The following is a 17,382-nucleotide window of genomic DNA, read 5'->3' on the forward strand; positions in this document are numbered from 1 at the left end:
CTTCACCACGAAGCCCGTCCGCGCGTTAGTTCCCCGCTCCCAAGCCCCAAGAAAACCAACAAACGGCGCAAAATTATCGCGTCCGTTATATTCTTTCGTATATCACGGTACTATTCTCCTACGCCGGATATCGTCCATCCGGCAGACGAAAACACGCTATCTGAAGCATTACAAGGAGTTCCCGATGTCCGGGCAACAGGCAGGTTCACATCGCGTCGCTGCACCAATCTCAATCGCGCATACTTTGTCGGGGGCCATCACGCCGCTTAACACCGCGCGCGATCCTGATCACACGGCGGCAATCCGCGAAGTTGTCGATGCGTTCCGGAACCTTCATGCAAGCGTCGCGCGCTTTGTATTGATGCTTGAAGATGTGCTGGGCGACGCCCGTTCGCTCGAAGCGACATCCGGGCAGACGCTCGGCGAGCTTTTGTCGTCGCTCTACGATCACGCGCGCGCTTTGGGCTTCGTGCGCATCGACGACCTGCGCTTTGCCATAGAAACAGCGCGTTCGGCCGAGCAGCAACGCGACCTGGTTTTTCAGGTTGCGCCTGGAACCGGAACCGAGGGCTTGCAGCGCGTCGCGCGCGGCTTTCAACGGCTGGATGCGATCTTCGTCGGCCTTTGCGTCGAGCATGTGCTCGAACAGCATTATCGCGATCGCACCAACGCCGGCGCATCTGTCTAGCAACGCGCCGAGCACGGCCGTTAAAATTCGCACCGTTATATTCGATGGTATATTTCGATATCCGTGCATCGGACAATCTTTGTGCCGTTTTTTGTCCGGCCGTTTAAAATCCAGATCGACTCGAGGTGAATGTGCAATCCGTTCCCCCTTTCCTCATTGCCCGTACGTCATCAGGCGAATCCGCCAGCGGCGCGGGCGCTTACAAGGGTTTCTCGGCCGATGCATGCTGTACGCCCTCTAATGAACAGCTTCGCAGCGTGAACCGCCGCGCGCGGCTGGTCGATCTGGATTCGCATCTGCATTGCTCGATCATTGGAACTTGCCTGAGCACGAACGAGCTCAGAAAGCTCGTTCCCAAATTCGCCGATCTCGACAAGCAGCACGCAAGCGACCTGGAGATTCATCACGCGGCGGTTGAGCTCGCCATAGAAGGCGGCCCGGGAGCGAAGGCCTTGCAGAAGGCACTCGATGCCCGTTACTCAGGCGCAGTGCGTCGCTTTGAGAAGGCCAAAACGTCTGAAGCCTTGTTGGTGCTGTGGAAAGAGGCGCTCAAAAGCGGTGACATTCCCCCCGCTTACTGGGCGCTGATGACGCATCCGCAAGCCGTCATGAGCGTGCGGCAAATTGCGTTTGGCGACTTGCACATGCTGTCTCATCTGGTCGGCGCTGCCAACCGTGCAGACATCCGCCGGCTGGTTGCGTTAGAGGAAGACAATGCGGCGCTGAAAGACAAGATAGAGCGCCAGCAAAGCAAGCTCCACGAACTCGGCACCGAGCGCGATGCAACCATACGTCACCTGACCGAACAACTCGCCGAGATGTCGGCGAAGGCACAACGCGCACCGGAGGTATCGGAGGGGAGCCTTGAAGCCGAAGTCCAGATGCTTCGCGAAGCGCTCGTTGCCCGCGACGAACGCTTGGCAATCCACACGAGCCGGCGCGAAGCGGCGGAGCAACGCGCGATCAACGAGCAAAATTATGCACGCACGTTAAGCGCGCGCCTTGACGACAGCATCGCTACGCTTAACATCGTACAAGCCGAATGTGGCGCACTCGAACAAGCGATGCTTGCCCAGGGAGAGCAGGCGGGATCGCGCCGCGCGGACCTCGAAAATCTCGCGGGAAAGCGTGTGGTGTATGTCGGCGGCCGGCCGGGATCGAATGCGGCGTTGAGGCAACTGGTCGAATCGGCGGGCGGCGATTTTATCGTGCACGACGGCGGCATAGAAGACCGCAAGGGTATGTTCGCGGCTGCGTTGCCGCGCGCGGATATCGTGGTCTTTCCGGTGGATTGCATCGATCATGATTCGATGAATCTGCTCAAGCGCGTCTGCGATCGTCATCAGGTCGACTATCACCCGGTGAGGACCGCGAGCGTCGCGAGCTTCATGGAACTGATGGCGCGGCTTGGGCAAACTGCTTCTCGACCGCCGGCCTCGCGTTTCTGCTTGAAGCACGGCTAAGGCGAGCGTCGTTGAAGCGCATTCGAATGTCAGCGTTTAATCATTCGGGTCAACGCGGAAATCTGCGGCGAGCAACTCCTTGCCGCTTCCTCTTCAATCTCGCGATAAAGCCGCACAATTTTCTCGCCGACCGGCGTCAACACACATCCGCCACCTGACGATCCGCCGGTCTCCGACGATGTTGCCGGCGACTTCAGCGTGCCATTCAATTCATCGATAAGCAGCCACGCACGCCGGTACGACATACCCAAGCTGCGCGCAGCGGCGGAGATGGAGCCATGCTCACGGACGGCTTCGAGCAAATCGATTTTCCCCGGTCCGATCGCAACGGCGTCCGCCTGCCGGATGCGCATGCGAAAACGCACCTCGGGTTGATTCGACACGGGCGTGATGGGTTCTTTCGTGGATTTGGCCATGCGCGAAAGCATACACGAGCAAGGCGGGACGAGGCATTTGCGGCCGGCTTGACGGACAGTTCGGCAGACAATGGCCCGGAACCAAAACAAATATCAAAATCTTCGCACCCGGGACATCCAGGCGCGGGCCTCGGCGCCATACCCAAAGACAGCGCAAGTTCTCGTGCGAGGAATTTCTTCCATCGGGTTGCGTCGGTATTGCGTTTTACCAGCGTCGGAAAATAGCGGTCAAGCATGGCCGTGACTTCGTCGCGTCCGCCAAGTCCGAGATCGCGCCATAAATGATCAGGACGCAAGCAGGCATGCGCGATGATCGTCGCCACGCATTGCGCGTTTGTTATTTCAACGGAATCGGCAATATGACATAGCAGAAAATCGCTAGCCGATTTAATGAATGCCGAGTGTTCTTGAGATTGAATCAATACGTTTGCAGCAGGCGCCGCCAAGCCGCCGAAATGCCGCTCGTAAATCCAGGCAGTTTGCGTGCACGACAAGCCGAGAAGATGCGTTTCACTTTGCGCAGAAAGCAAGGTTGCAAATAAAACAGTATCAGAAGAATGCGGATTCGCCGAGGCGGTAATCAGGTCGGCGCGCGTTCTGCGGATTGGGCCGGGACGTGCCATTCATGAGCATCTAGCATGAGTTGAGCCACTCGGGCGACTAGTATGACACGCCACGAGCGCCGTCAAGCGATTGTGTCAGGAACCCTACAATCTCGAAAATCACGTTTACCAAACGCTAACCGATCGCTATATTCCGGTCGATATTTCGCAATCGAAATGTACCTGCAATAAAAGCCTGATCGCTGCACACCTAAGCAGCATCGACCTAATACAAATCCAGGAAAAGACAATGAAAAAGAAGATCGTGGCGGCAGCCGCACTCAGCACGTTCGGAGTGGTCGCACATGCACAAAGCAGCGTAACGCTTTATGGCTTGATCGACGCCGGCGTGAGCTACGTCAGCAATGCCGCGACGGCTACGGGACACGACCATTTGATCCGCTACGGCGACGGCGTCGCTCAGGGAAGCCGCTGGGGCCTGCGCGGTGCGGAAGATCTGGGTGGCGGCCTGCAAGCCATCTTCACGTTGGAAAGCGGCTTCAGTTCCGGCGACGGCACGCTTGGTCAGGGTGGTGCACTGTTCGGTCGCCAGGCATATGTGGGTATCGCGAAAAAAGGTATTGGCTCGGTCACGCTGGGTCGTCAATACTCGTTCTCGACCGATTACCTCGGCGGCAACTATTCGATGGGCGGCCAGACGGCTGCCGGCAACTACGCATATCACATCAACGACCTCGACCAGCTCACGTCCAGCCGTATCAACAACTCAGTCAAGTTCAGCAGCGCTGGTTTTTCGGGCCTGACCTTCGGCGCCTTGTACGGCTTCTCGAACCAGGCAGGATCGTTCGCCGGTTCGCCGACCACCACTGCCGGCACGACGACCACGCAAGGTTCGTCGAGCACGGTCAGCGCGGGTGTCAACTATGCGCAAGGACCTTTTGGCATTGGCGCGGCGTACACGAATATCCGCTTCCCGAACGGCGCGACGCCCGCATTCAGCGTGAGCATCGCCAACGTGAACACCGGCGGCTTGCGTGACCTGGAAACCTTCGGCGTTGGCGCACGCTACATGATCGGCGCCGGCACGGTCTGGGGCCTGTGGACGCACACCAAGTTCGAGCCGATCACGGGTGCGGAATCGAAGCTGAACAACTATGAACTGGGTGGAAAATACGCATTCACGCCGGCGTTGAGCGCAGGCTTGGGCTACACGTTCTCGAAGCTCGATGACCACTTCGAAGGCAAGTGGCATCAGGTCAACAGCGTGCTGGACTATGCGTTCTCGAAGCGTACCGATGTCTACGGAATCGTGGCGTATCAGAAAGCGTCGGGCAGCAATACGGTCAATGGCCGTAACGTTCCGGTTCAGGCGGAAATCGGTTCGAGCTCAAGCTTCCTCGGCAACTCGGGTACGGGTGCGAACAATCAGGTTGCGGTTCGTATCGGCTTGCGCCACAAGTTCTGATTGTTGCTTTAGAGGCGAGCGCTGCAACTCGCGCTCGCTCGAAAACTGCTTGACGTGTGGCCTAGACCGTCAACACCTGGGCCACGATTCGCGCAAGCCGTTTCACATGACGCGGAGCAGGAAGAATGTCGGCTCCGGAAAACAAAATCGGCGCGCCCTCTTCGCTGCTGATCGTACGGCCGCCACATTCGTAGGCCACGATGACGCGCTCTCCCACGGGCGTATTGAACAGTTCGTGCCACGAGAAAATTACTGCGTAGCCGTCCTGCGCTATCGCTATAAAAACTGTCCGCTTGAACTGACCCGCAGGTTCGGGCCGCAATCCGGCTCTCAGAATCAGATCCTTCAGTAACACGCCACGATACGTATCCACGCTTCGGATAAAGCGATTGGTCGTGTAACAGCGAAGGTCGAAAGGATCGGAGAGAACCGTGGGTTGTTCCCTGAATTCAGCGAGGTCGACCGTCAAAGGACGCAGGAAATCGCCCTCCAGCGAAATGACAGTCTTGGCGTCCTCGACTACGAGTGCCTGAGCGTTGGCATCACTCATCTTTATCCTCCAGGGACCGGTTGCAGACAACGGGTACGTCATTATATCCACCGGAATATTACGACGTCGAAAAGCGACGCTGACATGCGCGTGGATCATGTTGAACATATAGCTTTTCGCATATGCGGCTCGCAGCCGGTAATGCGCCCAAGACTTAAGCGTTATATTAAGGGTCCAGTCGCCACGAGAACGCCAATGGTTTTTTCATATTTGACCGCGCGCTTTATTGGATTCCCGCGTATCGTCTTTTGCGCATTGTCGGCGTCAGCGGCCTTGTCGCTTGCGGCGTGCGGATCCGCGCAAGTCGCGAGCGCTCCTCAGCGAATAACGCTCGACGCCCGCCCGAACAGCATCGCTATCGCGCAGGCCAATAGCCATATCTATATTACCGACGATAAAACCAACAGCGTGCTTGCATCGACGGACGGCAGGACCTTTGTGCCGTTTGCCGCCATTCCGGCAGTCGCGGGGCAACCCAATGCGCTGAGTCAGGTGGCGTTCTCGGCCAAGGGCACATTGCTGATTGAACGGTTTGGATTCGGGACATCGGGCGCCGTGTTTGAAGTCGGCGCGGATAAAAGTGTCTCGATGCTCTCCGGTATCGACCCCGCGCGGCGCAGGCTGGGACTGGCCCTTATCGGCCCGGGGAAACTGCTTTCAACGTGGTTCGTCAAGGAAGGCAACGCGCCGGCGACAGGCGGCGTAAGCCTGATCACGTACGACGAATCCACGCACGCCGCAGCCGAACACAACGTGCTGTCAGGATTGGCAAAACCTGTGGGTGTCGTGGTGCAAGGCGATGTGGTCTCGATTTCGGACCAGGCCAACAACATGATTCTCAGGACCAGCCTTGCCGGATTACTTGATCATTCACACGCGGGCGGCCTGAAAACGCAAGTGGTGAAGATCAACGGCCCAGATCTTCTCGCCATCGATACAACCGGCACGCTCTACACAAAGTGCAATGCGACCGCGGTATGCCGGATCACCCCCGAAAACACCGTGACTGAAGTCGCAAACGATTTCGAAGATGCGCGCGGCGTGGCAATAGACTCATTGCATCATTCGCTTTACGTGGTGGATCGCGCAAAAAGCGCAAGCGGCGTCAGCGGCTTAAGGAGCGTTCCCCTGAACTGAGCTTTCGCCGCTGACTAATTAAACTGGCTTAGTCATCCACGCCGATAATCACGCTCGACGCCTTGAAGATAGCGGTCGCGACCTTGCCGGTTTCCAGCGCCAGACGTTGAGCGCTTTCGTTGGTGACGATGGCTGCGATTTGAGCGCCGCCCGCCACGGTAATGACGACTTCCGTATTCACGGCGCCCGGCGTCACGGCCGAGATCGTTCCTGCAAAGCTGTTTCTTGCGGATGTCTGGCTGTTCGCCACATCGACCATCACGATAACCGACGACGCCTTGACCAACGCGAACGCCGCCTTGCCCGCAGCAAGACCGAGCGATGTCGCGCTGCCGTGGGTGATTACCGAGACGATCTCGAGGCCGTCCTTGGCACGCAGCAGGATTTCGTCGTTCACCGCGCCATGTTTGACATCCACCACTTCGCCAACAAATTGATTTCGGGCGCTTGTACGCATATTCATCTCCGGTTGCGGCGTCCTTGGCCTAGCCCTTGGGCCGCGATACAAGGACGCACGTTGTGCTGTGCTTGCCGGTTTGCAGGCAAGCCGTAAGTTTACCTGCGCAGCGAGGCCAGTGCGAGTCAGTTTGCCACGTAAAACTCGCTTGCACCTAATGATCGGGTTAGCGAACTCCGTATGTCTCAGCGTAATATATCGCCCTTTATTACGCGCTTTATTACCCGCCCAAGTGCCTCTCAATCAAAATCGAACAACGTGGAGAACAAGATGATCCGTAAGGTGATGGTGTCCGTTGCAATGCTGGCCGGCGCGATGTTCGCGCACACTGCAGTAGCCGACGACAACGTCGTCAACGTCTTGTATGCAGGCTCGCTGGTCAACCTGATGGAGCGCAGCGTCGGTCCCGCGTTCGAGAAGGAAACCGGTCTTCATTTCCAGGGCTACGCGGCGGGGTCGAACAAGATCGCCAACGAGATCAAGGGGAAGCTGCGGCGCGGCGACGTCTTTATCAGCGCGAGCCCGAAGGTCAACACGGGATTAATGGGCGCCGCGAATGGCGATCATGTCGCGTGGTACGTGACTTTCGCGGAATCGCCGTTGATGATCGGCTATAACCCGCGCAGCAAATTTGCCGGCGAGTTCAAGACCAAGCGCTGGGACCAGGTATTGCAGGAACAGGGCATCAAGATCGGCCGCACTGATCCCAAGCTGGATCCGAAAGGCGCATTCACGGTCGAGATGGTGACGAAGGCGGCCGATCTTTATCACCAGCCGGATCTCGTCGAAAAGACGCTTGGCAGCGCCGAAAATCCCGATCAGGTCTTGCCTGAGGAAACGCTTGTGGGCCGTTTGCAATCGGGACAACTCGATGCAGGTTTCTTCTATTCCACCGAAACATCGGACCTGAAGATTCCATCCATTCGTCCCGCGCCTGAATTGCAGGCGAAGGCAAGCTATACGCTCGCCATCCTGGGCGATGCGCCGAACTCTGCGGGCGCAACGCGCTTCGTCAATTTCCTGCTGAGCGCGAAGGGTCGTGAACTGCTGAAGGAACATGGCGTCGATGTGATCAAGCCCGCTATCACAGGTAACGCGCAGGCCATGCCGCCGTCGCTCCAGGCTGTGATCGACGCCACTCGATGAAACGCGTCGCCGCGCGACCGTTGTCGTGGCTCGCAGCGCTGCTCGCGGTCTATTTGTGCGCGCCGTTTCTGGCCAGCATTCCGCAGATCGGCGCGGCAGATTGGCATGGCGTGGACTGGAGCTCGACGCTGTCCGCTGTTGCGGTATCGGCGGGAAGCGCGAGCGTTGCGGCGCTTGTCATCCTGATAGGCGGCGTGCCGCTCGGGTATCTGCTTGCTCGATCCACTTCGCGCGGGGCGGCGTTGCTGGGGTTTATCGTGCAGTTGCCGCTTGCGCTGCCGCCGCTGACCAGCGGCGTCTTGCTGCTGTTCTTGCTCGGGCCATATAGCTGGGTCGGGCAACTGACCGGCGGTGTGCTGACCGACTCGTTTGCGGGCATCGTGCTGGCCGAGACATTTGTTGCCGCGCCTTTTTTGATCATCGCGGCACGCTCCGCATTTGCAGCCGTCGACCCCATGTTCGAGGACGTGGCCGCGACGCTCGGCCATGGCGCGGGCAGCCGCTTCTTTCGCGTGACCTTGCCGGTCGCGTGGCCGGCGATCAGCGCGGGTCTGGCACTTGCATGGCTGCGCGCGTTCGGCGAATTCGGCGCAACCGTGATGGTCGCGTATCACCCGTATTCGCTGCCGGTTTATACCTACGTGGTCTTCGGCGGACAGGGCCTGCCCGCCATGATGCCGCTGCTGCTGCCGACGCTTGCGATCGCCATCGTATGCGCGGCGTTGTCGATCTATAGCCGCAACGGGCGGGCTACATCCAGCGTGGAACTCGTCAACGCTGATGACACCAATGACATGCCCCAAGCCCGGGCCATCGTCGACACAGACGATCGCCGCTTGAGCATTGCGCTAAAAAAGCACTTGGGCAGCTTCGATCTCGACATCGAATGGGCGCCGCAAACGCGGCGTCTTGCCATCATCGGGACATCGGGTTCTGGCAAGTCGATGACCCTGCGCCTTATCGCCGGGCTTGAAACCGGACAAACGGCGACGGTGTCTCTTGGTAGCGATTCGCTGACCGGCCTTTCGCCCGAGGCGCGCAGGATTGGTTACATGCCGCAAGACTATGGACTCTTTCCGCACATGACGGTCGCGCAGCAACTCGCGTTTCCGTTAAGTGCGGATGCCGCGAGTGCACGGCAATGGGTCGATCAACTGGGACTTTCAACGTTGCTCGGACGCTTGCCGCACGAGTTGTCCTTTGGTCAGCGCCAGCGCGTGGCGCTTGCCCGCGCGTTGACGCAACACAGTCAGCTTCTACTCTTCGATGAACCCTTCGCCGCCCTCGATACACCCCGCCGCCGGCGTCTTCAGCAATCGCTGCGAGCGTTGCAACGGGAGATATCGGCGGTAACCGTGATCGTCACGCATGATCCCGACGAAGCCGCCCTTCTCGCCGATGAAGTCCTTTTGATTGAACAAGGCCGCGTACTTCAGGCAGGTCCGGTCAGCGAAGTGTTCGAGCGTCCTGCAACGCTACGCGCAGCAGAACTGCTGGGTTTGCACAACGTCGGGCAAGGTACGTTTGTTGAACCGGGTCTGATCGAGCTGGGTGGGTCCTTACGGCTGGCCACTGCACAGCGTTTTCCGGCGGGAAGCAGCATCATGTGGCGCGTTCCGGCACTGGCGATCACGCAAGAGCAAACCGGCGCCTTCGAGGGCGTTGTGGAAAACATCGAACTGCGCCGCGGCGAGCGCTACGCGCGGCTGAAAATCGTGGGAGTTGCGTTCGACATCCCCACCGATGACCCACGGGTGAAGACCGGTACATCGCACCGTTTTTCCATCGATACGAAGCGGTTAACCGTCTGGTCCATTTAGAAACAAAAAAAGCCGTCAATCGAATTGACGGCTTTTTATGTTGAACGTCAAACTCAAGCGGCGGCTTCCTCCTGCAGCGCTTGTTGCGTGGCTTCTTCATCGCCATAAAGATGCAACAGCCGGTAGCCGCTCTTGTACACCGGCTGCAAGCGGAAGTGATTGATCGGCTCGATGCTCAGCGCAAGCCTCAAGCGCGACACGTGGCTGTCGATCGTTCGTGTGCTTTCGCGGAACTCACGTCCCCAGACCATCGCGAAAATGTGATCGCGCGACAACACGCGGCCAATGTTCGAGAAGAACAACAACGCGAGCCGGAACTGCGTACCGCTCAACTGGACCGGTTGCCCGCGCACCGTCACGCTTTGCTGGCGTGAATCGAAGCGGTACGGACCGAGTTCGGTGATGGCGGCCGCGTTCGCCGGATAAGCGCGCCGCAGCAGCGCCTCTATACGCGCGCCAAATTCCGCGCTGCGCACCGGGTGCGTGACGAAGTCGTCGGCGCCGGCGGACAGCGCACGCACGATGTTGCTCTCGCCGCCATCGGCGGAAGCGAACATGACGGGAACGCGCTCGCCAATGCCTGAGCGCATCGACTTGAGCAAGTCCAGGCCGGACAAGCCGGAGGACTGCCAGTCGAGGATCAGCATGTCTACGGTCGAGCGCGACAGCGACTTCGACATCGCCAGACCGTCGCTAAAGGGAATGCACACGTGGCCGAGCCGCTCGACGATTTCGGTGACGACATAACGGTGCTGGGGATCAGACTGCAGGATTGCGATACGCATGATGACGATGCCGGTGACGCTGCGCACGATGACTTCGGCTTGATCGATCGAAGGCATCGCAGAAGGTCTCATGAAGCTCTACGAGACCGCTTTGAACGCGCGAATTCTCCAGAGCGTGATCGCCTTGTCCTATCGGAAAACTCCTATTTTTCCGGCCGATACCGTCACAAATGCTTTCAATCTGTCGCGCAAAGTCACTGCTTGTGCCGACTCGTGCCTGCATCGGCGTAAAACGGCATTTCATCGCGTGCTTAATCGGGATGCACGAAAGCAACAGGCTGCCCGAGCAAAATCCCTGCATGCATAGTTCACGAACCACGGAAACGTCGCGCGCTGCAGCTGGTTAAGCTGGTCCCATGAACTCGAACCTTCAATCCTCGCACGCGGGGCTGAGCACACGTCAGGCGTTGATCGTCACCACGGCCAGCATGGGCTTCGTGGTTTCCCAACTCGATGTCACCATCGTCAACGTCGCCCTTGCCAGCATGGGGCGCGACCTGCACGCGGGCGTCGCGAGCCTGCAGTGGACCGTGGACGCGTACGCGCTTGCCTTCGCCGCGCTGATGCTTTCAGCGGGCGTGCTGGGCGACCGCTTCGGCGCGCGGCGGCTATTCGTGGCGGGGCTGGCGCTGTTCGGACTGGCGTCGGCGGCGTGCGGATTTGCCGCCGATGCCAGCCAGCTCATCGCCGCCCGCGCGTTACAAGGCATTGGCGCCGCGGCAATGCTGCCGAACTCGCTCGTGCTGCTGAACCAGTCGTGCGGCCACGACGACGGCTTGCGGGCGCGCGCCGTGAGCCTCTGGACAGCGGCGGGCGCGGTCTCCATTGCGGCTGGGCCGGTCGCGGGCGGCGTGCTGATTGCGGCGTTCGGCTGGCGCAGCATTTTCTGGGTCAACGTGCCGCTTTGCATGGCCGGGATTGCCGCGACCTATGCGTGGATTGCCGATAAAAAACCCGCGCAGAAAGGCCAGGGCGTGGATCTGCCGGGGCAAGTGCTGGCGACCGTTGCACTGACGTCTTTCGTCGGCGCGATGATCGAGCTTCAGCCTCTCGGCATCACGCATCCGGTTGTTATCGGCGGGATGGTACTGGCGCTGCTGACGGGCGCCGGGTTTGTCGTGGTCGAGCGGCGCGCCCGGGCGCCCATGCTGCCGCCAGCGCTCTTTCGCGACCGCACTTTCAATTCGGCGATTGCATTTGGCATCTGCGTGAACCTGACGTACTACGGCATGGTGTTTGTGCTGAGCCTGTATTTGCAGCGCGTGCTGGGCCTCTCGCCGCTTCATGCAGGGCTCGCTTTCCTGCCGCTGACCGGAGGATTTTTGCTGTCGAATCTTGCCGCCGGGCCTGTGGTTGCGCGCTTCGGTTCCCGGTTGCCCATGATCGCGGGCGCGTTGATCGATGCCGCCGGGTTCGCGGCGCTCTGTTTCGTCGATGCGAGCACGCCCGTCGCCGTCTTGCTGCTGCCATTTCTGCTGATCCCGACCGGAATGGGACTCGCGGTCCCCGCCATGACCACCGCGATGCTCGGGACGGTCGAACCCGCGCGGGCCGGCACTGCGTCTGCGGTGCTCAATACGGCCCGGCAAGCGGCCGGTGCGATCGGCGTCGCGGTTTTTGGGGCGTTGGCGAGTCATGCCGCGGCGGCGGAGACCGCGCAGATCGTGACGGGCGTCAGGCTGTCGGCGGCAATCTCCGTGGCGTTGCTGTTGCTGGCTGCAGCGATGGCGTGGCGGTTGGTGCGGTCCCGCGTGCCGGAGAACAAACGCTAGATAAGCGGCCACATGCCGGGAACGCGGGTTGCGAAAAGGTCCCTGCACCTCTCGTGCAACGCGCGGTCCGCAGGCCGCTGGAGGTATCGAACCATGTCCACGCCGCCCGTAGATCCGACCCAATTGCCGATAGAACCAGATCCCGACGAATTGCTCGACCCGGACGCACCGCCGAACCCCGACGATCCCGATCTGCCCGACGGGCCAGATTCCGCGACGCCTCTTGTCCCGGCCGATCCCAACAACGGCTCGCCGCGGCTTTGAGATTCGTTAGGTATGGGTTGAAAAAAGCCCGAACGCGCACGCGCGTCCGGGCTTTTTTTAAGGCTTCGGGTAAGAGATTTAGAGCGTCGTAGTCAGTACATCGCCTGATTTAAGCGCTTTCTCGATCAACCCGCTTTCCTGGGCTTTCCGCACGGCATCGGCGACAAAAGATTCCGGCGCCTCGACCTCGGCCTTGATTGCGCTGATGATCCCGGAAGCCTCGACAATCACCAGCGATTTCGCCGAATCCGCACGGCTGATGATCACGCGCTGCGGGCTGCCGCCGTCCGCGATGCTTGCGCAGAATTGCATCGGCTGGCCGTCAATGGTTTGCTCGAAGGTTTGGATCATATTGAAGGTTCGCCTCTGTAGATGAACTGTAAGTCCTGGAAAGGAACGCATCATCCATGCCAACTCGCCCGACGCGCGTCTTCCTGACGATTCCTGACTATTGAGCGCCGAGCGGGCCAGAGGTTCAAAAACCGTGCGTCTGAACCGCGCTTTAAAACCGATACGTCACGCCGAGCTGAACGACCGGATACCAGCGATATTTTTCCACGCGATTGGTAATGTCCTGCTTTTCCTGATCGATATTCGCCTGCGTGGTGAGCAAGCTGTACACCTCCGGCACAAAGTACGACACGTGCGGGCGGCCATACGCCACGCCGAGATCGAACATGAATCCGAATCCCTTCGATACCGGTTTGTGCCCATACCCCACGCCCAGATAGGGCATGACGCTCGGCAAACGCACGGTAGCCGACGGCGCGCCGGCAATGGCAGGTACCGAAGCGTCGCCGATCTTGAAGTTGCCCTGGGCGTCGGGAACGGCGTGGGCCTTCAGTTCGTCGCCGTTGATCAGCGCGCCGCCTGTCACCCGGAAGCCGCTGTTCGTGAACGGAAACAGATCGAGGTAAAGGCCGCCTTGTATGAGACTCAGATGCCCGTCGTATTTGGCGCCGTCCACGTTGAACGAATGCGAAAAACCGAAACCTTCCACTTCAGCATGTACGCCCGCCCACGAGTTGAGCGAATACGCGGCGCCGACACCCCCGCCCAGCGTCCCCCCTTGTACATAGACCTCTTGCGCCTGGGTCGTTTGCGTTGCCAGCATGGCGATCATGGCGGCCGCCGCCGCGCTCAGAACTGTCTTCACTGCACCTTCTCCGTTAGTAGCCGGGCTCCTTCCCGTGGCGAGACTGTACGGTTTCGTTAAACGATTCAATGGAACGAACAGTGACCGTTTTTGGCGTCAATTCAACGGCATCGCAGTGTCCAGAAACTGTCCGCACTCATTGCAAAAAATACCCGTGATGCGAAGTAAATTTTGCTGGCGCAGTTAAATCGGCAAGAAAAGATTCCTCACGTCCACCCTAAATGTAGGGGCCCGCTTGCCGTTAAGTTCTGTGACAGCTTCATTCAATCGAAGCACAAAAATCCAGCGGAGAGAGCATGTTTGTCGTTATCGGATGGGTGTTAGTCATCGGGTCGGTGATCGGAAGTTTCATGGGTGTCGGCGGCCACCTGAAGGCGCTGCTTCAGCCTTTCGAGTTGCTGTGCATCTTCGGTGCCGCGATTGGCGCATTCGTCGTATCAAATCCCATTGCGACGCTGAAGAAAACGCTCAAGGTGATTCCGACCGCATTCAAGGGCGGCGGCTACTCGAAAGAGAAATACGTGCAGCTCATCGCACTGCTCTACGAGCTGCTTCAAAAAGCGCGCAAGGAAGGCATGATGGCGCTCGAAGTCGATGTCGAAGCGCCCGAGAAAAGCCCGACGTTCATGAAGTACGAACACGTGCTCAACGACCACCATCTGCTGGAATTCATCGTCGATTATTTGCGCATGATGTCGAGCGGCAACGTCAACGCGCTCGAAATGCAGGACCTCATGGATGAAGAACTCGAGACGCATCATGCAGAGGCATCGGTCGCGTCCGGCGCGATCCAGAAAATGGCCGACGGCCTGCCTGCATTCGGGATTGTTGCAGCCGTGATGGGCGTCGTTCATACCATGGGCTCTGTCGGCGCCGCGCCCGCCATTCTCGGCGAGATGATTGCCGGCGCGCTCGTTGGCACGTTCCTCGGCATCTTGCTCGCGTACGGCTTCTTCGGACCGCTTGCCGATCTGCTTGCCGCAAAGGGACAAGCTGAATCCAAGCCGTTCCAGTGCGTGAAGTCGGTATTGCTTGCGTCGATGAACGGTTATGCGCCTGCCATTGCCGTCGAGTTCGGCCGCAAGGTGTTGTTCACGGCGGATCGCCCGAGCTTCAAGGAACTCGATGAAGCCGTGCGCGCCACCAAATCGCCAAAGTCGGCCTGATGAGCTGCTTGTACTTCGAAACCCCGGGTAACGATCATGGCTGAAAAACCATCCCGCGATCCCCTGCAGTCGGTGCTCGCGCCGACCATCGTGGTACGCCGGAAGAAGAAATCCGGGCACGGCGGCCATCATGGCGGCGCGTGGAAGATTGCCTACGCCGACTTCGTCACCGCCATGATGGCGTTCTTTCTCCTGATGTGGCTGCTCGGATCGACATCGAAGTACGACAAGCAGGGCATCGAAGATTATTTCAACGCCCCGCTCTCAACGCTCTTTGGCGGCAAGGACGGCAGCGGTGCGGCGCGCTCGAGCGTAATCAACGGCGGCGGCCGCGATCTTTCGAGCACACGTCCCGGCGAGGCGACCAAGAGCCAGACCGAGCCGATGCCCAAGACCACCGCGCGCATTGCAGCGGATGACGACGCGCGCCGCCTCAAGCAACTGAAAGAGAAGCTCACGGCGTTGATCGAAAACACCCCGGCGCTGCGGGCGTTCAAGGACCAGATCCGTATCGACATCACGAGCGAAGGTTTGCGTATCGAGATTGTCGATTCGCTCAAGCGGCCCATGTTTGCATCGGGCAGCTCGAAGCTCGAAAGTTATGTGGGCGTGATCCTCGCGCAGATCGGGGCGTCCATGAACGATGTGGACAACCGCGTATCGATTGCAGGTCATACCGACGCCGTGCCCTATTCCGGCGGTCAGGCCGGTTACTCGAACTGGGAATTGTCGAGCGAACGCGCGAATGCTGCACGCCGCTCGCTGATTGCGGGCGGCATGAGCGAAGGCAAGATCCTGCAAGTGCGCGGCCTCGCCGACGTGCTGCCGCTCAACAAAGCCGTCGCCGATGAACCCACCAACCGCCGCATCAGCATTCTCGTGTTGAACAAGGCCGCCGAGCAGGCGTTCTTCGCGGATGGAGGCCGTACGTCAGTCGACGATACACAGCCGGCAAGCGCCGTGATACCTGGCAAGGTCGCGCAAGAGCAGCTCAAGCCGCGGCCGTTTTCCCCAAGCGGCGAAGTCTCATCAAAGGGCTGACAGGCCGCAGTGCACCGCGCGACGATACTTCAGTCGCGCGCGGTTTCTTTCCCTGCTTCGCTGGTCGTGTCATCCCTCTCCCTAGCACAAGAGCAGCGTGTGTAGCGCGGCCGTCGCTTCGATACAACTGTCATAGACCTTACATACACCTCCCGTAAAGTCCGCCCGTCGCAAGTCAGCGGACCGTAAGAGTCACGCGTATCGAAGCACTTGTTGTACGAGACCACTCACGCTACCACCCACGCTCAGGGAGAATGTTTTGAACCGTAAATCACTGCTCGCCATCGCCGCACTCGCTGCGTTTGCCGCATCGGCCGCGCCCGCTCAAGCTCAAAGCAGCGTCACGCTGTACGGTTTGATCGATGCAGGTATCAGCTACGCGAACCACAGCACCGCCGGCACCGGCAGTTCGAAGATTTTCAAGTACGACGACGGCGTGTCGCAAGGCAGCCGCTGGGGCCTGCGCGGTGCTGAGGACCTGGGCGGCGGACTGAAAGCCATCTTCACGTTGGAAAGCGGCTTCAACAGCGGCAACGGCACGCTTGGCCAGGGCGGCGCGGAATTCGGCCGTCAGGCTTATGTGGGTATTTCGAAGTCGGACGTGGGCTCGGTGACCCTCGGCCGCCAGTACTCGTTCTCGACCGACTATCTGGGCGGTTCGTATTCGATCGGCGGCCAGACGGTCGCAGGCAACTACGCGTATCACATCAACGACGTGGATCAGCTGACGTCGAGCCGCATCAACAACTCGATCAAGTTCAGCAGCGCGAACTTCTACGGCGTGACGTTCGGCGGCATGTACGGCTTCTCGAACGCAGCAGGCGCATTTTCGGGTTCGCCCACGACCACGACCGCTGGCGTGACCACGCAAGGTTCATCGCGTGCATACAGCTTCGGCCTGAACTACGCCTCGGGCCCGTTCAGCATCGGCGCAGCTTATACGGACATCCACTTCCCGGGTTCGGCTACGCCGGCGTTCAGCACGAGCATTGCAAACGTGGCGACGGGCGGCTCCAAGGACCTGCGCACGTTTGGCATTGGCGCGAACTACAAGATCGCGGCCGCGACGTTGTTTGCGTTGTGGACCAACACGCGCTTCGAGGCAATCAGCGGCGCGACGTCGAAGTTCAACGCCTATGAAGCCGGCGCCAAATATGCGTTCACGCCGGCAGTGACGGCGGGCCTCGGCTACACGTACATGAAGCTGACGGACGCGGCGCAAGGCAAGTGGCAACAGGTCGACGCAAGCGTCGACTACGCGCTCTCCAAGCGTACCGATGTCTACGTGCTGGGCATTTATCAACACGCATCGGGCTCGAACAACGGTGTCGATGTACAGGCGCAGATTGGTTCGAGCACCAGCTACTTCGGCACGTCGGGCCGTGGCACGAACGACCAGATCGCTGCACGCGTAGGTATTCGCCACAAGTTCTAAGCATGCTGCTGACGTAAAAACGGGGCCGCTGTTTTCAGCGGCCCGTTTCGTTTCAATG

Annotated in this window: 18 protein-coding genes and 1 pseudogene; 12 read left to right on the forward strand and 7 right to left on the reverse strand. The window is 59.6% G+C overall.

The features are described 5' to 3' along the window. Positions 1 to 184: 184 nt before the first annotated feature. Positions 185 to 688: a hypothetical protein gene (locus HB633_RS16570; RefSeq protein ID WP_213779262.1), complete on the forward strand. Its 504-nt coding sequence runs from the start codon at positions 185 to 187 to the stop codon at positions 686 to 688. Positions 689 to 843: 155 nt separating this feature from the next. After that, positions 844 to 2,151 (forward strand): DUF2325 domain-containing protein, encoded by a 1,308-nt coding sequence (locus HB633_RS16575; protein ID WP_346730330.1) that lies wholly within the window; start codon positions 844 to 846, stop codon positions 2,149 to 2,151. 29 nt (positions 2,152 to 2,180) lie between these two features. On the opposite strand, the gene HB633_RS16580 is transcribed toward HB633_RS16575, so the two are convergent. Both HB633_RS16580 and HB633_RS16585 read right to left on the reverse strand, forming a co-directional pair. Then, entirely contained in the window at positions 2,181 to 2,579 is a 399-nt protein-coding gene (locus tag HB633_RS16580; protein ID WP_255580959.1) for a LysR family transcriptional regulator, read from the reverse strand. A gap of 80 nt (positions 2,580 to 2,659) precedes the next feature. Beyond that, positions 2,660 to 3,190, reverse strand: a pseudogene (locus HB633_RS16585) (nitrogen fixation protein NifQ); the annotation flags it as partial. A 229-nt stretch (positions 3,191 to 3,419) separates the two neighbouring features. Here HB633_RS16585 and HB633_RS16590 point away from each other — a divergent pair. Next, the gene (locus tag HB633_RS16590) at positions 3,420 to 4,595 is read left to right on the forward strand and encodes a porin (protein WP_213779265.1); all 1,176 of its coding nucleotides are present in this window, start codon (positions 3,420 to 3,422) and stop codon (positions 4,593 to 4,595) included. A 61-nt stretch (positions 4,596 to 4,656) separates the two neighbouring features. Here HB633_RS16590 and HB633_RS16595 read toward each other — a convergent pair whose 3' ends face one another. Then, entirely contained in the window at positions 4,657 to 5,145 is a 489-nt protein-coding gene (locus HB633_RS16595) for a molybdopterin-dependent oxidoreductase (protein WP_213779266.1), read from the reverse strand. A gap of 195 nt (positions 5,146 to 5,340) precedes the next feature. Here HB633_RS16595 and HB633_RS16600 point away from each other — a divergent pair, with 195 nt between their 5' ends. Continuing rightward, on the forward strand, positions 5,341 to 6,282 hold the full coding sequence (locus tag HB633_RS16600; RefSeq protein ID WP_213779267.1) for a hypothetical protein: 942 nt from the start codon (positions 5,341 to 5,343) through the stop codon (positions 6,280 to 6,282). Positions 6,283 to 6,310: 28 nt separating this feature from the next. Here HB633_RS16600 and HB633_RS16605 read toward each other — a convergent pair whose 3' ends face one another. Beyond that, positions 6,311 to 6,739, reverse strand: a complete 429-nt coding sequence (locus tag HB633_RS16605; protein WP_213779268.1) for a TOBE domain-containing protein — start codon at positions 6,737 to 6,739, stop codon at positions 6,311 to 6,313. Between the two features lie 270 nt (positions 6,740 to 7,009). On the opposite strand from HB633_RS16605, the gene HB633_RS16610 reads away from it, so the two are divergent. Next, complete coding sequence (locus HB633_RS16610) at positions 7,010 to 7,885, forward strand: extracellular solute-binding protein (RefSeq protein WP_213779269.1); 876 nt, start codon at positions 7,010 to 7,012, stop codon at positions 7,883 to 7,885. Further along, the gene (locus tag HB633_RS16615) at positions 7,882 to 9,705 is read left to right on the forward strand and encodes an ATP-binding cassette domain-containing protein (RefSeq protein ID WP_213779270.1); all 1,824 of its coding nucleotides are present in this window, start codon (positions 7,882 to 7,884) and stop codon (positions 9,703 to 9,705) included. Before HB633_RS16610 ends, HB633_RS16615 begins: the two co-directional genes overlap by 4 nt. A 53-nt stretch (positions 9,706 to 9,758) precedes the next feature. Here the strand turns inward: HB633_RS16615 and HB633_RS16620 are convergent, their stop codons facing one another. Beyond that, the gene (locus HB633_RS16620) at positions 9,759 to 10,490 is read right to left on the reverse strand and encodes a response regulator transcription factor (protein WP_213779508.1); all 732 of its coding nucleotides are present in this window, start codon (positions 10,488 to 10,490) and stop codon (positions 9,759 to 9,761) included. Positions 10,491 to 10,560: 70 nt separating this feature from the next. Between HB633_RS16620 and HB633_RS16625 the strand changes: the two genes are divergently transcribed. From HB633_RS16625 to HB633_RS16635, 3 genes are all read left to right on the forward strand, one after another. Next, entirely contained in the window at positions 10,561 to 10,797 is a 237-nt protein-coding gene (locus HB633_RS16625) for a hypothetical protein (RefSeq protein ID WP_213779271.1), read from the forward strand. Between the two features lie 49 nt (positions 10,798 to 10,846). Continuing rightward, positions 10,847 to 12,262 carry an MFS transporter gene (locus HB633_RS16630; protein WP_213779272.1) on the forward strand — a complete coding sequence of 472 codons (1,416 nt, stop codon included), beginning with the start codon at positions 10,847 to 10,849 and terminating at the stop codon, positions 12,260 to 12,262. A gap of 93 nt (positions 12,263 to 12,355) precedes the next feature. Beyond that, on the forward strand, positions 12,356 to 12,526 hold the full coding sequence (locus tag HB633_RS16635; RefSeq protein ID WP_157766600.1) for a hypothetical protein: 171 nt from the start codon (positions 12,356 to 12,358) through the stop codon (positions 12,524 to 12,526). A gap of 78 nt (positions 12,527 to 12,604) precedes the next feature. Here HB633_RS16635 and HB633_RS16640 read toward each other — a convergent pair whose 3' ends face one another. Both HB633_RS16640 and HB633_RS16645 read right to left on the reverse strand, forming a co-directional pair. Continuing rightward, complete coding sequence (locus HB633_RS16640) at positions 12,605 to 12,877, reverse strand: hypothetical protein (RefSeq protein ID WP_213779273.1); 273 nt, start codon at positions 12,875 to 12,877, stop codon at positions 12,605 to 12,607. Positions 12,878 to 13,028: 151 nt separating this feature from the next. After that, positions 13,029 to 13,682: a hypothetical protein gene (locus HB633_RS16645; RefSeq protein WP_346730326.1), complete on the reverse strand. Its 654-nt coding sequence runs from the start codon at positions 13,680 to 13,682 to the stop codon at positions 13,029 to 13,031. A 296-nt stretch (positions 13,683 to 13,978) separates the two neighbouring features. Here HB633_RS16645 and motA point away from each other — a divergent pair, with 296 nt between their 5' ends. From motA to HB633_RS16660, 3 genes are all read left to right on the forward strand, one after another. After that, on the forward strand, positions 13,979 to 14,848 hold the full coding sequence (gene motA / locus HB633_RS16650) for a flagellar motor stator protein MotA (protein ID WP_213779274.1): 870 nt from the start codon (positions 13,979 to 13,981) through the stop codon (positions 14,846 to 14,848). A 36-nt stretch (positions 14,849 to 14,884) separates the two neighbouring features. Then, complete coding sequence (gene motB, locus HB633_RS16655) at positions 14,885 to 15,889, forward strand: flagellar motor protein MotB (protein WP_213779275.1); 1,005 nt, start codon at positions 14,885 to 14,887, stop codon at positions 15,887 to 15,889. A 259-nt stretch (positions 15,890 to 16,148) separates the two neighbouring features. After that, positions 16,149 to 17,324: a porin gene (locus HB633_RS16660; protein WP_213779276.1), complete on the forward strand. Its 1,176-nt coding sequence runs from the start codon at positions 16,149 to 16,151 to the stop codon at positions 17,322 to 17,324. The last annotated feature ends 58 nt before the right edge of the window (positions 17,325 to 17,382 follow it).

This window comes from Caballeronia sp. dw_276, from assembly GCF_018449635.1.
Lineage (GTDB): Bacteria > Pseudomonadota > Gammaproteobacteria > Burkholderiales > Burkholderiaceae > Caballeronia.

Excerpts from the sequence above, each read along its gene's own strand:
- HB633_RS16570 (WP_213779262.1), top strand. The coding sequence starts at position 185 with ATGTCCGGGCAACAGGCAGGTTCACATCGCGTCGCTGCACCAATCTCA.
- HB633_RS16580 (WP_255580959.1), bottom strand. The coding sequence starts at position 2,579 with ATGCTTTCGCGCATGGCCAAATCCACGAAAGAACCCATCACGCCCGTG.
- HB633_RS16590 (WP_213779265.1), top strand. The coding sequence starts at position 3,420 with ATGAAAAAGAAGATCGTGGCGGCAGCCGCACTCAGCACGTTCGGAGTG.
- HB633_RS16595 (WP_213779266.1), bottom strand. The coding sequence starts at position 5,145 with ATGAGTGATGCCAACGCTCAGGCACTCGTAGTCGAGGACGCCAAGACT.
- HB633_RS16600 (WP_213779267.1), top strand. The coding sequence starts at position 5,341 with ATGGTTTTTTCATATTTGACCGCGCGCTTTATTGGATTCCCGCGTATC.
- HB633_RS16605 (WP_213779268.1), bottom strand. The coding sequence starts at position 6,739 with ATGCGTACAAGCGCCCGAAATCAATTTGTTGGCGAAGTGGTGGATGTC.
- HB633_RS16610 (WP_213779269.1), top strand. The coding sequence starts at position 7,010 with ATGATCCGTAAGGTGATGGTGTCCGTTGCAATGCTGGCCGGCGCGATG.
- HB633_RS16615 (WP_213779270.1), top strand. The coding sequence starts at position 7,882 with ATGAAACGCGTCGCCGCGCGACCGTTGTCGTGGCTCGCAGCGCTGCTC.
- HB633_RS16620 (WP_213779508.1), bottom strand. The coding sequence starts at position 10,490 with ATGCGTATCGCAATCCTGCAGTCTGATCCCCAGCACCGTTATGTCGTC.
- HB633_RS16625 (WP_213779271.1), top strand. The coding sequence starts at position 10,561 with ATGAAGCTCTACGAGACCGCTTTGAACGCGCGAATTCTCCAGAGCGTG.
- HB633_RS16630 (WP_213779272.1), top strand. The coding sequence starts at position 10,847 with ATGAACTCGAACCTTCAATCCTCGCACGCGGGGCTGAGCACACGTCAG.
- HB633_RS16635 (WP_157766600.1), top strand. The coding sequence starts at position 12,356 with ATGTCCACGCCGCCCGTAGATCCGACCCAATTGCCGATAGAACCAGAT.
- HB633_RS16640 (WP_213779273.1), bottom strand. The coding sequence starts at position 12,877 with ATGATCCAAACCTTCGAGCAAACCATTGACGGCCAGCCGATGCAATTC.
- motA (WP_213779274.1), top strand. The coding sequence starts at position 13,979 with ATGTTTGTCGTTATCGGATGGGTGTTAGTCATCGGGTCGGTGATCGGA.
- motB (WP_213779275.1), top strand. The coding sequence starts at position 14,885 with ATGGCTGAAAAACCATCCCGCGATCCCCTGCAGTCGGTGCTCGCGCCG.